The sequence below is a fragment of the Plantactinospora sp. CNZ321 genome (assembly GCF_004217235.1).
Map to the genome: position 1 here is coordinate 2,881,156 of NZ_SHKQ01000001.1, position 14,030 is coordinate 2,895,185.

The 14,030-nt window shown below is 72.0% G+C and carries 12 protein-coding genes and 1 pseudogene; 9 read left to right on the forward strand and 4 right to left on the reverse strand.

What is annotated here, in order from left to right:
* Positions 1–139: 139 nt before the first annotated feature.
* Together EV371_RS12915 and EV371_RS12920 are read right to left on the reverse strand one after the other, a co-directional pair.
* Positions 140–1,420, reverse strand: coding sequence for a cell division protein DivIVA (locus EV371_RS12915; RefSeq protein WP_130462255.1), 1,281 nt, complete (start codon positions 1,418–1,420; stop codon positions 140–142).
* 239 nt (positions 1,421–1,659) lie between these two features.
* Positions 1,660–2,742 (reverse strand): TIGR03621 family F420-dependent LLM class oxidoreductase, encoded by a 1,083-nt coding sequence (locus EV371_RS12920; RefSeq protein ID WP_130462256.1) that lies wholly within the window; start codon positions 2,740–2,742, stop codon positions 1,660–1,662.
* A 201-nt stretch (positions 2,743–2,943) separates the two neighbouring features.
* On the opposite strand from EV371_RS12920, the gene EV371_RS12925 reads away from it, so the two are divergent.
* Complete coding sequence (locus EV371_RS12925; protein WP_130462257.1) at positions 2,944–3,825, forward strand: phytanoyl-CoA dioxygenase family protein; 882 nt, start codon at positions 2,944–2,946, stop codon at positions 3,823–3,825.
* A gap of 53 nt (positions 3,826–3,878) precedes the next feature.
* Here the strand turns inward: EV371_RS12925 and mce are convergent, their stop codons facing one another.
* Entirely contained in the window at positions 3,879–4,343 is a 465-nt protein-coding gene (gene mce / locus EV371_RS12930) for a methylmalonyl-CoA epimerase (protein ID WP_130462258.1), read from the reverse strand.
* A gap of 64 nt (positions 4,344–4,407) precedes the next feature.
* Here mce and EV371_RS12935 point away from each other — a divergent pair, with 64 nt between their 5' ends.
* From EV371_RS12935 to EV371_RS12960, 6 genes and pseudogenes are all read left to right on the forward strand, one after another.
* Positions 4,408–5,607: an acetyl-CoA C-acyltransferase gene (locus EV371_RS12935; RefSeq protein ID WP_130462259.1), complete on the forward strand. Its 1,200-nt coding sequence runs from the start codon at positions 4,408–4,410 to the stop codon at positions 5,605–5,607.
* 50 nt (positions 5,608–5,657) lie between these two features.
* Positions 5,658–6,602, forward strand: a complete 945-nt coding sequence (gene meaB, locus EV371_RS12940) for a methylmalonyl Co-A mutase-associated GTPase MeaB (protein ID WP_130465864.1) — start codon at positions 5,658–5,660, stop codon at positions 6,600–6,602.
* 167 nt (positions 6,603–6,769) lie between these two features.
* Positions 6,770–7,192 (forward strand): Asp23/Gls24 family envelope stress response protein, encoded by a 423-nt coding sequence (locus EV371_RS12945; protein ID WP_130462260.1) that lies wholly within the window; start codon positions 6,770–6,772, stop codon positions 7,190–7,192.
* 284 nt (positions 7,193–7,476) lie between these two features.
* Positions 7,477–9,165 carry a coenzyme B12-dependent isobutyryl-CoA mutase large subunit gene (gene icmA, locus EV371_RS12950; RefSeq protein WP_130462261.1) on the forward strand — a complete coding sequence of 563 codons (1,689 nt, stop codon included), beginning with the start codon at positions 7,477–7,479 and terminating at the stop codon, positions 9,163–9,165.
* Positions 9,166–9,268: 103 nt separating this feature from the next.
* Entirely contained in the window at positions 9,269–10,207 is a 939-nt protein-coding gene (locus EV371_RS12955; protein WP_130462262.1) for a tetratricopeptide repeat protein, read from the forward strand.
* 65 nt (positions 10,208–10,272) lie between these two features.
* Positions 10,273–11,209: pseudogene (locus tag EV371_RS12960) on the forward strand (arginase family protein); the annotation flags it as partial.
* 1,463 nt (positions 11,210–12,672) lie between these two features.
* On the opposite strand, the gene EV371_RS12970 reads toward EV371_RS12960, so the two are convergent.
* The gene (locus tag EV371_RS12970; RefSeq protein ID WP_207230472.1) at positions 12,673–12,825 is read right to left on the reverse strand and encodes a hypothetical protein; all 153 of its coding nucleotides are present in this window, start codon (positions 12,823–12,825) and stop codon (positions 12,673–12,675) included.
* A gap of 218 nt (positions 12,826–13,043) precedes the next feature.
* Between EV371_RS12970 and EV371_RS12975 the strand changes: the two genes are divergently transcribed.
* On the forward strand, positions 13,044–13,601 hold the full coding sequence (locus tag EV371_RS12975; RefSeq protein WP_130462263.1) for a TetR-like C-terminal domain-containing protein: 558 nt from the start codon (positions 13,044–13,046) through the stop codon (positions 13,599–13,601).
* 125 nt (positions 13,602–13,726) lie between these two features.
* Entirely contained in the window at positions 13,727–13,960 is a 234-nt protein-coding gene (locus EV371_RS12980) for an NINE protein (protein WP_130462264.1), read from the forward strand.
* Positions 13,961–14,030: the final 70 nt, after the last annotated feature.

Here is a 14,030-nt window from a genome sequence, read left to right on the forward strand (position 1 = left end):
GGACGAAGCTCACCGGTCATGACATTGGCCGATCTATCGACTCGTACGCCGCGCACCACTCGGGGCCGTACCGGAAATTCCGGTACGGCCCCGGCCGTGCTGCTGCCCCGCAGTTCGACCCGCGATCCGCCCTCGGGGGTCAGTTCGTGGCTTCGGCGGGAACCCGCTCCTCCGACTCGGCCTTCTCGGCGGTGGCCGCCGCCGGCGTCGTCGGCGCCGCCTCCGGCTTGGCGGCTGCCCCACCGACGCCCGGCACGATGCCGGCCAGGCCGGAGAGCATCTGCCCGAGCTGCGAGGTGACGGCGTCCTTCTGCCGGGTGAGGTCCTCGACCTCGCGGCGGGCCGCCTGCGTGGTCAGGTCGGCCTCGGTACGCGCCTCGGTGAGCAGGCGGTGTGCCTCGGCACGGGCCTCGTTGAGGGTCTTGTCGGCGAGCGCCTTCGCCTTGTCGATGGTTTCGTTGGCGTTCCGCTCCGACTCCACCCGGCGGGCCTCGGCGCGCTGCTCGATCTCCTTGGCACGGTCCTGCGCGGCCCGGGCCCGCTGCTCGGCCTCGGCGACCAGCTTCTGGGTCTGGGCGACCTGGGCGGCGTGCCGCTCGGACTCCTCGCGCTCGGCCTTCTCGCGGCGCTCGGCGAGCTGGAGTTCCAGCGCCTGGAGGTCCTTGTCGCGCTTGTCCCGGGCGTCGGTGAGCAGCTTGGTCGCCTCGGCGCGCTTTTCCTCGGCCTCCCGGGCCGCCTTGGCGCGCTGCTGGGTGATCTCCCGCTCGGCGGTCGCCCGGAGGGTGGCGACCTCCCGCTCGACGGTGGACTTCAGCTCGGCCACCTCGTGCGCGGTCACCGTGCGGAGCTGCTTGGTCTCCCGCTCGGCGTCGGCGCGCAGGGTGTCCGCCTCCCGGCGGGCCTGCACCCGGACCTCGGCGGCCTCCCGCTCGGCGGCGGTGCGGACGCTGCCCGCCTCCCGCTCGGCGGAGGCCTTCATCGCGGCGGCCTCGGCGCGGGCCTTGTCGGTGATCTCCCGGGCCTCCAGCCGGGCGGCCGAGAGGATGCCCTCCGACTCGCGCTTGGCCTCGCCGCGGTGGTCGTTCGCCTGCTCCTCGGCGAGGCGCAGGATCTGCTCTACCCGGGTGCCCAGGCCGGAGAGGGTGGGGCGGTTGTTCTCCTCGAGCTGCTTGTTGGTGTCGGTGAGCTTCTGCTCGACCGACGCGAGCCGCTGCTCGGCCTGGCGGAGTCGGCGCTGTGCGTCGTTCATCCGCTGCTCGGCCTCGGCACGGGCCTGCTCGGACTGGTTCAGAGCGGCGTTCAACCGGCCCAGGTGGCTGTTGACCTGCTCACGGTCGTAGCCGCGCAGGGCAACCGTGAAGTCTGGCTGCGAGTTCGCGTTGTCGAAGAACGCGAGAGGGGAGGACTGCTGCTGGGGCATTGGGACATACTTGCAGACTTACCGGGGTGCTTCGCAAGGGCCGAGCCGTACTATCGCGCCCAGTTCACAAGGTCAACTCAACCCGCCGTACGGCGATTCTCTTTGCCGGATCTACTGTGCTCGGAGGACCTCCGGACGAGTGCCGTCGATGCCGGTTCCGAAACCCCTCGGGCGGACGGGCTCCGGGGTGGTCGTCGTGCCGTCGGCCGGGGGTAGCCGTCCTGCCATCGGCCGGGTGGTCACCGTCCGGCCAGCCGGGCGACGATCGGGGCGGCGGCGTCGAGATTGCCGCCGAGGTGCAGATAACTGATCCCGTACCGGTCGCGGAGCGCGAGGAGCTTGTCGACGCACTCGTCCACGCTGCCGTGCAGCACCGACGGCGAGCCGGCCAGCGCGGCCGGGTCGACGAGCCGGGCGTGACTGGAGGATGCGCGGTGCTCGACTCCCCGGTGCACCACCCGTACGTCGAACATCCGGGACTGGAACTCCAGCACGGCCGGATCCCGCCCGGCCGCCGTCGCCGCGTCCCGGGCCCAGGCCACCTTCCGGGCGAAGCGCTCCGGACTCATCTCGGCGACCGCGGCCAGCGGGTCGACGTCCGGGGCGAGCCGCGGGTTGATCCCGACGATGTCGGCGCACCGGCCGGCCAGTTCGAGGATTTGCCGGCTGCCGCCGCCGACCAGTAGCGGGGGATGCGGACGCTGCACCGGCTCCGGCAGCCCGAGCAGCCCGGTGATCCGGTAGTGCCGGCCGGTGAAGTCGACCGGCTCGTCGCCGAAGAGCCGGAGCAGGATCTCGACGGACTCGGCCAGCCGGGCGACCCGTACCGCCGGGGGGTCGAACGGCAGCCCGGCGGCGTCGTGGTCGTCGCGCAGCCACCCGGCGCCGAGGCCGATCTCCACCCGGCCGCCGGAGAAGACGTCGAGGTTGGCCAGCGCCTTGTGCAGGAGTACCGGATGCCGGAAGTCGTTGCAGAAGACCATGCCCAGCACCCGGAGCCGGCTGGTCGCCTCGGCGGCCACCGTCATCGCCACCAGCGGATCCATCGCCCAGCCGCCGGTGAAGTGGTCGGAGACCGAGACGGAGTGGAAGCCCAGATCCTCGATCCGGCGGATCTCGTCGCGCCACCGCGCCGCCGGCCGGTCCAGTCCGGGCATCGCGGCGGTGAACCGGAACGGGCGTACCCCGGCGGGACCGGACCCGGCCGGGGTGGCGGACGACCCGGTGCGCGGCGCCGGGCTCGCCGGGGTGGTGGACGACCCGGTGCGCGGCGCCGGGCTCGCCGGGGTGGCGGCGGGCGCGGCGGGATGCGCGGGCGGCATCGCCCGACTCTATGTGCCGGCGGGCAGCACACCCGGCGTTCCGCCCGGGTACCCGAGGTGAAGTCGGATTGTCGACACCGGTCCCGGCCCGACCGGACGGCGCATTCCGGGCCGCCGTCCGGCGGCCTACCGTGACCGCTGCGCGACCCGGCGTGACCCGCCGGGCGCCGGACCTACCGGGAGCTACCGCAGGAGGCCGCCGTGACGGTGCTGCACTTCGACTCGCCGATCTCCGACGACGAGCGCCGGGAACGGCTCTTCGCCGGGGATTTGTTCGTCTACTCGCCGACGCCGCACTCGATGGCGCTGGTCGCGTTCGCCCGGCAGATGACCGAGACCGCGTTCGCGCCGCACTTCCCGCCGGAGGCGCAGCACCACCTGGCCGCCCCGGACTACGTCTCGGTGCTGGCCGAGCTGAAACCCGGCTTCATCAACCACCCGCGCAGCGCCGACCTGGTCCGGGGACTCCTGACGGACCTCGGTGCCGACCCGGCGCGGACCTACTTCGACGTACCCCGGCTGCGCTCGATGACCAGCGAATACCTGAACGCCGGGCTGACGCTGCAGTTCGAGCCGCACCGGGACACCTGGTTCTCCGCGCCGATGTGCCAGCTCAACTTCTGGATTCCGGTGTACGAGCTGACCGAGACGAACGTGATGGCCTTCCACCCGAGATACTTCGACACCGGAGTCCGGAACAGTTCCCGGGACTACAACTACGCGCAGTGGGTGGCACACGGCAGGAGCGCCGCCGCCGCCCAGGTGCACGCCGAGACCCGCCGGCAGCCGGAGTTGGAGCAGGAGCTGGAGCGGGAGCCCGACCTGCGGGTGATCACACCGCCCGGCGGGGTGCTGGTCTTCTCCGGTGCCCAGTTGCACACGACCGTGCCGAACACCTCCGGCCGGACCAGGTTCTCCATCGACTTCCGGGCGGTCAACCTGGGTGACGTCCGGACCCGGGCCGGCGCCCGCAACGTCGACTCGGAGTGCACCGGTACCACCCTCGGCGACTTCCGTCGGGCCACCGACCTCGCGCCGATGCCGCCCGAGCTGGTCGAGTCGTACGACAGCGTGCCGGCCTGACGTGTCAGGGAGGGCCCGGCTACAACCGGAAGCGATAAGAGGTGGACCCTTTCCTACGCGGGTTCGACGAGTTCCACCAGTACGCCGCCGGCGTCGCGGGGGTGCACGAAGTTGACCCGGGAGCCGGCGGTACCGCGTTTCGACGTCTCGTAGAGCACCCGTACACCCCGGTCGCGCAGGGCCGCGCAGGCGGCGTCGACGTCGGCGACCCGGTACGCGACCTGCTGCACGCCCGGCCCGCTGCGGTCCAGGAACTTGGCGATCGTGGAGTCCGGGGTCAGCGGCGCCAGCAGTTGCACGCAGCCGCCGTCCGGTGCCGGGCCGACCTGGAGCATCGCCTCCCGGACCCCCTGCTCGGGGTTGGTCTCGGTGTGCACGCAGCGCATCCCGAAGACCCGCTGGTAGAACTCGATCGCGGTGTCGAGGTCGGCCACCGCCACCCCGACGTGATCGATGCCGAGCAGGCCGATGCCTGTGAGATAGTCGGCAGCGGGGGTGTCCCGGTTGTCGTCGTCCACCAGGCTAGTCTGACCTAACCGACGTTAAGGCGCTCCGCCAGGTCCCCCGGAGGCGACAGTTCCCATGGCATCCGTGATCGTCAACGGCGCCCGTACCCCGATGGGTCGGCTGCTCGGCAACCTCAAGGACTTCTCGGCGACCAGGCTCGGTGGCATCGCCATCCGGGCCGCCCTGGAACGTTCCGGGGTCTCCGCCGACCAGGTGCAGTACGTGATCATGGGGCAGGTGCTCCAGGCCGGCGCCGGACAGATCCCGGCCCGGCAGGCGGCGGTGGAGGCGGGCGTGCCGATGTCCGTACCGGCGCTGACCATCAACAAGGTCTGCCTCTCCGGCCTGGACGCGATCGCCCTGGCCGACCAGCTCATCCGGGCGGGCGAGTTCGACATCGTGGTGGCCGGCGGCATGGAGTCGATGACCAACGCCCCGCACCTGCTGCTCGGTCAGCGGGCCGGCTACAAGTACGGCGACGTGACCGTGAAGGACCACATGGCGCTGGACGGGCTCACCGACCCGTGGGACTGCTGCGCGATGGGCGAGTCCACCGAGCGGCACAACGCACGGCACGGGATCAGCCGGGCCGACCAGGACGCCTTCGCCGCCGCCAGCCACCAGCGGGCCGCCGCGGCGCAGAAGAACGGCGCCTTCGCCGAGGAGATCGTTCCGGTGTCGGTGCCGCAGCGCAAGGGCGACCCGCTGGTGATCGACGAGGACGAGGGCGTACGCCCGGACACCACCGCCGAGTCGCTGGCCCGGCTGCGCCCGGCGTTCACCCCGGACGGGACGATCACCGCGGGTAGCTCCTCGCCGATCTCCGACGGTGCCTGCGCGGTGGTGGTGATGAGCAGGGCCAAGGCGGAGGAACTGGGGCTGACCTGGCTGGCCGAGATCGGCCCGCACGGCAACGTGGCCGGCCCGGACAACTCGCTGCACTCGCAGCCGGCGAACGCCATCGAGCACGCGCTGCGCAAGGCGGGGCTCGGCGTCGGCGACCTCGACCTGATCGAAATCAACGAGGCGTTCGCGCAGGTGGGCATCAAGTCGATCCGGGATCTCGGCGTCTCGGACGAGATCGTCAACGTCAACGGCGGCGCCATCGCGCTGGGCCACCCGATCGGGATGTCCGGGGCCCGGCTGGTGCTCACCCTGGCGATGGAACTGCGCCGCCGGGGTGGCGGTACCGGCGCGGCCGCGCTCTGCGGCGGCGGTGGCCAGGGCGATGCGCTGATCGTGCACGTGCCGGGACAGGCCGGCGGGCGGGAGTGACCGCGGCGTCGGCCGCCAACCGGTCCGTGCGGCGCAGCCGGGACGTGCCGATGTTGGTCGACCGGGCCCGCCGGGGCGATGCCCGGGCGGTGGCCCGGCTGATCACCCTGGTCGAGTCCGGTGACGAACTGCTGCCGCAGGTCGCGGCGGCGCTCGCGCCACACACCGGGCGGGCCCAGGTGATCGGGCTGACCGGTTCGCCCGGGGTGGGGAAGTCGACCACCACCAACGAGCTGGTCCGGGCGCTGCGGGCCCGGGACCATCGGGTCGGGGTGCTCGCGGTGGACCCGTCCAGCCCGTTCACCGGCGGGGCGATCCTCGGCGACCGGGTCCGGATGCAGGACCACGCCACCGACCCCGGCGTCTACATCCGGTCCATGTCCAGCCGGGGACACCTGGGCGGGCTGGCGGCGGCCACCCCGCAGGCGGTCCGGGTGCTGGAGGGGGCCGGCTGCGACGTCGTACTGGTGGAGACCGTCGGGGTCGGCCAGGCCGAGGTCGACGTCGCCTCGCTGGCCGACACCACCCTGGTGCTGCTGGCGCCGGGGATGGGTGACGCGATCCAGGCGGTCAAGGCCGGCATCCTGGAGATCGCCGACGTCTTCGTGGTGAACAAGGCCGACCGGGACGGTGCCGACGCCACCGTGCGGGACATCAACGGCATGATCGCGCTGGGCGAGCGTGGCCCCGGTCAGTGGCGACCGCGCGTGGTGCGCGCGGTGGCGGCCCGGGGCGAGGGGATCGACGACGTGGTCACGGCGGTGGAGAAGCACCGCGGCTGGCTGGTCGAGCACGGCGAGCTGCGCCGTCGCCGCCAGGCCCGGGCCGCCGCCGAGGTCGAGGCGATCGCGCTCGGCACCCTCCGGGACCGGATCGGCTCGCTCCGCGCGGGTACGTCGCTGGCGGCGCTCGCCGACCGGGTGGCCGACGGCGCACTCGACCCGTACGCGGCAGCCGGCGAACTGCTCGATCAGCTCGGCCGAGTCACCGGCTGAACCCCGCGGGTCCGGTACCTTCCGTGCGCCGCGCCACCCCTCCGGGCCTCCCGGCCGGACTCGACAGAGCCGAGAATGTGTCAGTTCCGTCGTCGGTTCGCCGGCGGCGGATAGGCTCCGTCAACGCCGACGGCGCCGTGCAGGCCGTCGAGACCAGGGGAGAGAGAATGACCGAGCTTCAGAACGATTCCGGCCAGGCTCCGGTGACCGCACCGGCGGCGGCGCCGAGGGGTGGCACCGAAGTGTCCGAAGAGGTCGTCGAGAAGATCGCCGGTACGGCGGCCCGCTCGGTGCCCGGTGTCGCCGATCTCGGTGGCGATGTCGCCCGGTTCTTCAACAGCGTGCTGGACAGGGTCGGTCTGGACGAGGTGGGTGACGCCGGGCGGGGCGTCTCGGCCGAGGTGAAGGGGACCAGCGCGACCATCAGGATCGTGCTGGTGATCGAGGCCGGGCACGTCGTACAGGAGGTGACCGAGGCGGTCCGGGCCAAGGTCATCGAGGCGGTGGAGAAGTACGGCCTGACGGTCGCCGAGGTGAACGTCAAGGTCGACGACATCGAACTGAACAGCCCGCCGGCCCCCGGGGCCTGATCTGGCCGGTGGACGTCCGCCCCGGCCCCTGATCTGGCCCGTGCGCGCCCGCCCCGGCCCCGAACCACCGCGATCGCCGCGATTACACCGCGTCGCGCGAGCCGTTGCCCGCGTGCTGCAGATCACCGTGATCAGGGATCTTCCGCCCGGTAGGCACCCGCCCCGGTGCCGGAAGGTCCCTTGATCGCGGGACATTCCGGCCTTGATCGCGGGCTACCTTAGCGATCGTTCAGGGTCCCCTCTACACTCGGGCTCAGTCGAGGAGCGCGAGGAGGCCCCCACCGATGAACGCCGAGGAGATCGCCGCCGGTCGAGCCCGCTGGCAGGCCCGGTACGACGCGGCACGCAAGCGGGAGGCGGACTTCACCACCCTCTCCGGGATGCCCGTCGACCCGGTCTACGGCCCGCCGGAGGGGAGCGCCGACCCCCGGTTCGCCCGGATCGGCTGGCCGGGCGAGTATCCGTACACCCGGGGGTTGTATCCGACCGGCTACCGGGGACGGACCTGGACGATCCGGCAGTTCGCCGGCTTCGGCAACGCCCGGCAGACCAACGAGCGCTACCGGATGATCCTCGGCGCGGGCGGCGGCGGGCTCTCCGTCGCCTTCGACATGCCGACCCTGATGGGCCGGGACTCCGACGACCCGCAGGCGCTCGGCGAGGTCGGGCACTGCGGCGTCGCCATCGACTCGGCCGCCGACATGGAGGTGCTCTTCGACGGCATCGACCTGGCCGCCGTCACCACCTCGATGACCATCTCCGGGCCGGCGGTGCCGGTCTTCTGCATGTACCTGGTCGCCGCCGAGCGGCAGGGCGCCGACCTCTCCACCCTGGACGGCACCCTGCAGACCGACATCTTCAAGGAGTACATCGCGCAGAAGGAGTGGCTCTTCGACCCCGAGCCGCACCTGCGACTGATCGGCGACCTGATGGAGTACTGCGCCGGGGAGATCCCCCGCTACAAGCCGCTGTCGGTCTCCGGCTACCACATCCGGGAGGCCGGCTCGACCGCCGCGCAGGAGCTGGCGTACACCCTGGCGGACGGGTTCGGCTATGTGGAGCTGGGCCTTTCCCGGGGCCTGGACGTCAACCGCTTCGCGCCGGGGCTGAGCTTCTTCTTCGACTCGCACGTCGACTTCTTCGAGGAGATCGCCAAGTTCCGGGCCGCCCGCCGGATCTGGGCCCGCTGGCTGCGCGAGGTGTACGGCGCCACCGACGAGCGGGCCCTCTGGCTGCGCTTCCACACCCAGACCGCCGGTGTCTCGCTGACCGCGCAGCAGCCGGTCAACAACGTGGTGCGGACCGCCGTCGAGGCGCTGGCCGCGGTGCTCGGCGGTACCAACTCGCTGCACACCAACGCGCTGGACGAGACCCTGGCGCTGCCCAGCGACTCGTCCGCGGAGATCGCGCTGCGCACCCAGCAGGTGCTGATGGAGGAGACCGGGGTCACCAACGTGGCCGACCCGCTCGGCGGCTCCTGGTACGTCGAGGCGCTGACCGACAGGATCGAGGCGGAGGCGGAGGAGATCTTCGCCCGGATCCGGCAGCTCGGCGGTGACGGCCCGCACCAGATCGGCCCGATGACCTCCGGCATCCTGCGCGGCATCGAGGACGGCTGGTTCACCGGCCAGATCGCCGAGGCGGCCTTCGCCTACCAGCAGGCACTGGAGAAGGGCGACAAGAAGATCGTCGGAGTCAACTGCCACACCGGCACGGTCGCCAAGGAGTTGGAGATCCTGCGCGTCTCGCACGAGGTGGAGGTGGAGCAGCGGCGGGTGCTCGCCGACCGCAAGGCCGGCCGGGACGCGGCGGCGGTCACCGAGGCGCTGGCCCGGATGGTCGAGGTCGCCCGGACCGGCGAGAACCTGATCCCGCCGATGCTGGCCGCCGTACGCGCCGAGGCCACCCTCGGGGAGATCTGCGACGCGCTCCGCGCCGAGTGGGGCGTCTACCGCGAGCCGGCCCGGTTCTGATCGCGGGCCGACTTCTGAGCGCGGGCCGACTCGCGGGGCCGGCAACTGTCGGGCACCGGCGGTTGGTCGGGGTTCGCGACGTCGCGTGCGAGACTAGGGAACCATGAGCGACCCACGGATCACCTCGTCGATCTTCACCCGCGGCGCGGTCGACCTCGGCGCACTGCGCGCCGCACAGACCCCCGCGAAGCCGGCGGCGCCAGCGACCCCGTCGGCCGGTCCCGGCGTCCCCGGCGGGATGCCGCCGAGCGCACCTCCCGGGGGCGGGGGCGGAGTCGCGGTGATCGACGTCACCGAAGCCACGTTCCAGTCCGAGGTGCTGGAACGCTCCCTCACCACCCCGGTGGTGGTCGACTTCTGGGCCGAGTGGTGCGAGCCATGCAAGCAGCTCTCCCCGGTGCTGGAACGGCTGGCCGTCGAGGGCGGCGGCGCCTGGATCCTGGCCAAGGTCGACGTCGACGCCAACCCGCGGCTCGCGCAGATGTTCCGGATCCAGAGCATCCCGATGGTCTACGCGGTGGTCGGCGGCCAGCCGGTCGACGCCTTCGCCGGAGTGGTGCCCGAAGCACAGCTGCGGCAGTGGATCGGCGCGGTAGCCAAGGCCGGCGGGGTCTCGGTGGAGGCGCCGGAGGATCCCCGGCTCGGCGAGGCCGACGAGGCGCTGATCAGCGGTGACCTGGACGCCGCCGAGCGGGCGTACAAGAAGATTCTCTCGGAAACTCCGGCGGACACGGCGGCCGAGGCCGGTCTGGCGCACGTCGCGCTGGCCCGCCGGGTCAGCGGGGCGGATCCGGCGGCGGCGCTGGCCGCGGCCGAGGCGAGCCCCGACGACGTACCGGCGCAGCTGCTCGCCGCCGACGTCGAGGTGCTCAGCGGTCAGGCCGAGCAGGCGTACGCCCGGCTGGTCGAACTGGTCCGTCGGACGGCCGGCGATGACCGGGAGGCGGCCCGGCAGCACCTGGTGTCCCTGTTCACCATCGCCGGTCCGGACGATCCTGCGGTGGCCAGCGCCCGGAGGGCCCTTTCGCGTGCGCTCTTCTAGACAATAGGCAGTACGAGCAGCGCGCATGCCGGCCTGGCAGCCGCGATACCGGACGGGAGCACAGTATGCGCCGGATCGCCGTCCTGGACGCCCCGTCCAACCTGGGCCTGCGTCCGCCGACTCCCACCTCGGTGCCGGGCTGCACCAAGGCGCCGGGCGCGCTGCGTGACCACGACCTGATCGCCCGGCTCGCGGCCCGGGACGCCGGCTGCCTCACCCCGCCCCGGTACGACCCGGGCGACTGGCGTCCCGGGGACGGGGTGTGCCACGCCGGCTCGATCGCGCACTACTCGATGGAGCTGGCCGAGCGGATCGGCGGCATCATCGACCAGGGTGAGTTCCCGCTGGTGCTCGGCGGGGACTGCTCGATCCTGCTCGGCTCGGCGCTCGCCATGCACCGGCTCGGCGAGGCGGTCGGCGGACGGATCGGGCTGGTCTTCGTCGACGGCCACTCCGACTTCCGGCACCCCGGCAACGCCTCCTACGTCGGCGCGGCGGCCGGCGAGGGCCTGGCCCTGGTCACCGGGCGGGGCCAGGCAGACCTGGCGGCGATCGAGGGTCGCCGGCCGTACTTCCGGGACATCGACGTGGTGGTGCTCGGTATCCGCGCCCACGACGAGTACCGGCTCGACCTCCAGGCGGCCGGCATCGTCACCCGGCCGGTGCCGGAGCTGCGGGTCGAGGGGGCGGCCCGGACCGCCCAGTGGGCGCACGACCAGTTGACCGACTGCGCCGGCTACTGGGTTCACATCGACGTCGACGTGCTCGACCCGGCGGTGATGCCGGCGGTGGACGCGCCCGACCCGGGCGGGATCGCCTTCGCCGAGCTGGAGCTGCTGCTGGCCGGGTTGGTCGACACCCCGCACTGCCTTGGGGTGGAGGTCACCGTCTTCGACCCGGACTACGACCCGGACGGGGTCTACGCGGCCGAGATCGTCGACACCCTGGTCGCGGGCCTGGCCCCGGTCTCCGCCCCCGAGGCGGTCCCGCCCCGGTTGCCCCCGAGCCGGCCGGTCGACCCGGAGAGCGGCCCGACGGTCCCGGGGCCTCGAACGGTCCCGCCCGCCATGCCGCCGGCACCGGCCCGGCAGCCGTCGGCACCGACTCGGCCCTCGACGGAACAGGCCCGGCAGTCGTCGGAGCCGCCGATCGGTGGGGCGGACGAGCCGGCGGCCAACGGTGCCCAGGTCCGGGTGCCCGAGCTGGCCGCCCACTGGTCGGAGCCGGTCGGCCCACCCGTCTCGGCCGGACCGGGGCGACTCCGTCGCACCCCGCCAGCGCCGGCCGAGGAACCGGTCGACGATGCTGCGCAGCCCGTCCGCGCCACCGACGGCGAGCGTGGGGCGTCGACGGCGGCGCAGACCCGGAACTCCGAGCCGGGGGCGGCGGAGATCGCCTGAGCCGTCGTCGCGCCCTCCAGACCGGCGCTCGGCGAGCCCACCGGCCTGGTCGACAAAGCTTGCCGGCCAGCCCAAGCCGCCAGGTCAGCGCGGCGGGTCCGGGCTGGGTGGTCCGAGTGCGGCGACCGCGTGGCGCAGGGTGGTTCATATCGGCCGCCGCCGTACCCGGCGGGTGCACGGGATGTCGTGGTCGGCCCGCAGTCCGCAGCGCCGGCCGTCGGGCAGGAGCCGATCACAGAAGACTGGTGTACGCCCGGCGTCGCCGTCTCCGAAAGGGTGGTCTCCTGCACGTCGACACAGAGGAAGGCCAGCGCCCGGGCGGCGGTCCGGGCCAGGACACGCGCCCGGGACCAGGTCGGTCGTGACGATCGGCAGGTGGATGACGTACCGGCCGTCTCCGCCGGGCTGCGGTCCAGTTCGGCGTAGACGCAGCTCCGAGGGCCACATCGGCCGGTACGACGCGGAGCGGTAGACGCCGCCGGGCGGGGGCATCCGGTCGGGTGTACGTGATGGTGCCAGGATGCGCCGAAGGAGTTGCCGCACGTCGCTACGCCCCTTCTCCTGATGTGTCCTGTCGCCGGAGATCTCCTGGAGGGCCAGCCGCTCAACGCCGACCAGTGAGGCCGATCCACACTGCCGGCCAGGTCGAACGACGTTTCGTCGCGCCTCAACCGGGCATGCTCGGCACCTCCGGCAGCTATAGGCAACTAGTCAACCCGGGGTAGGCAAGCTATCAACCCCTCAAGTCGGATGGTGCGCCGAATGCACGTCATGGCGCTCGCAGAAGTGGCCGACTACCTCGGAGTCAGTCGCCAGCGCGCAGCGGTCGAGACGAAAACAGATCTTGAATGGCCAGGTTCGTCCGATGTAGCCCCTTGGAGCACGACCAGACAGGCCCGGCACCCCTGGGGGCAAGGCATTCTCATGATTCTTGTTGATGTGTGGTTCGCCCTCGGCCATAAGTCACCAAGGATCTTGACGACTGTTCTATACCGTGGGCGGTTCGAGTCGCGCTCCGGCAGGGCAAAGGCCACGCTGGGCGTCGGGCAAGGTCGCTATCCACAGCTACCGCGTGTGGAGGCTCCTGCCGTGCAGCGCGCACAGCTTGCGGCCGAGGAGGGTGTCGATACCCGCACATTGCTCTTCGGTCCACGTCGCGTATTGCTCGGCCGTGACCTGCTCATACATCCAGGCCGGCGCGACCATCTCGACAGTCATACACGCCTCCTGGATCGTGACCGGCTAGCCACCTCAAGATGCCGCTGGCTCCGGCGACAACCAGGTCTCCTGGCCCGTTGATCTGCCACGATTTGATCAGCTCATGCGCGGACTGACGCCGGCTGCGGATTTGACAGGGCGGGCTAGTGTCACTAGCTTTCTAGCTATTGTGACTAGCAAACTGTCGGATCGACGAGGAGCATCCCTCGGGCGGTGCGATGCGTAGGGCCGGGCTCTCGACGGCGGCCGTGGTCGACGCGGCGCTCGCCGTCATCGACGAGCAGGGCGTCGAGGCGCTCACCCTGGCGGCCGTCGCCGCACGCACCCGGGTCGCCCCGCCCTCGCTCTACAAGCACGTCGCCGGCCTCGCCGAGCTGCGCACCCTGGTGGGCATCCGGGTGATCACCGAGCTGACCGACCGGTCCGTGGCGGCCGTACTGGGCCGCAGTGGCGACGAGGCGGTGGCGGCGCTGCTGCGTACTTACCGCGAGTACGTCCGGGAACACCCGGCCCGGTATGCGGCGATGCCGCCCGATCCGCTGCACGAGCCGGCGATGGTCGAGGCCGGCACCCGGATGTTGCAGGTCTTCCTCGCCACGCTGCGCGGGTACGGGCTGACCGACTCGGCGGCGATCCACGCCACCCGGTGCGGCCGGGCCATCGCGCACGGGTTCTCCTCGCTGGAGGCCAGCGGCGGCTTCGGGCTTCCGGAGGACCTGGACCAGACCTACGAGCAACTCATCGCGATGTTCGTGGCCAGTCTGCCGCGCCGGTGACTTTCGGCTGATCACAGCGTAGGCCGGGGCAGCGGGGCCGGCCGGATTCCGGTAAGGTGCGCGGACGCTGTGCACTTCCTGAGAATCTTGTGCACTTCCTGAGAATGTCCTGAAAGGAACAAATCATGTCCACAACCGCCGCCGGTCCGGCCGTCGGGCAGAAGTCCTGGATCGCCGCGCTGCTGCTCTGCCTCTTCCTCGGCACCATCGGCGTGCACCGGTTCTACGTCGGCAAGGTCGGCACCGGCATCCTGATGCTCCTGACCTTCGGCGCGTTCGGCATCTGGACCCTGATCGACCTGATCATGATCGCGGTCGGCAAGTTCACCGACAAGCAGGGCCAGGCGCTCGCCCGCTGAGGCGACCCGCACCCCGGTGGCCGGGGCGGTCCGGGGAGAACTCCCCGTCGACCGTCCCGGCCGACGCGTA

Coding starts and splice junctions, on each gene's coding strand:
- EV371_RS12915 (WP_130462255.1), bottom strand. CDS start 1,420: ATGCCCCAGCAGCAGTCCTCCCCTCTCGCGTTCTTCGACAACGCGAAC.
- EV371_RS12920 (WP_130462256.1), bottom strand. CDS start 2,742: ATGCCGCCCGCGCATCCCGCCGCGCCCGCCGCCACCCCGGCGAGCCCG.
- EV371_RS12935 (WP_130462259.1), top strand. CDS start 4,408: ATGGCATCCGTGATCGTCAACGGCGCCCGTACCCCGATGGGTCGGCTG.
- meaB (WP_130465864.1), top strand. CDS start 5,658: ATGTTGGTCGACCGGGCCCGCCGGGGCGATGCCCGGGCGGTGGCCCGG.
- EV371_RS12945 (WP_130462260.1), top strand. CDS start 6,770: ATGACCGAGCTTCAGAACGATTCCGGCCAGGCTCCGGTGACCGCACCG.
- icmA (WP_130462261.1), top strand. CDS start 7,477: ATGAACGCCGAGGAGATCGCCGCCGGTCGAGCCCGCTGGCAGGCCCGG.
- EV371_RS12955 (WP_130462262.1), top strand. CDS start 9,269: ATGAGCGACCCACGGATCACCTCGTCGATCTTCACCCGCGGCGCGGTC.
- EV371_RS12970 (WP_207230472.1), bottom strand. CDS start 12,825: ATGACTGTCGAGATGGTCGCGCCGGCCTGGATGTATGAGCAGGTCACG.
- EV371_RS12975 (WP_130462263.1), top strand. CDS start 13,044: ATGCGTAGGGCCGGGCTCTCGACGGCGGCCGTGGTCGACGCGGCGCTC.
- EV371_RS12980 (WP_130462264.1), top strand. CDS start 13,727: ATGTCCACAACCGCCGCCGGTCCGGCCGTCGGGCAGAAGTCCTGGATC.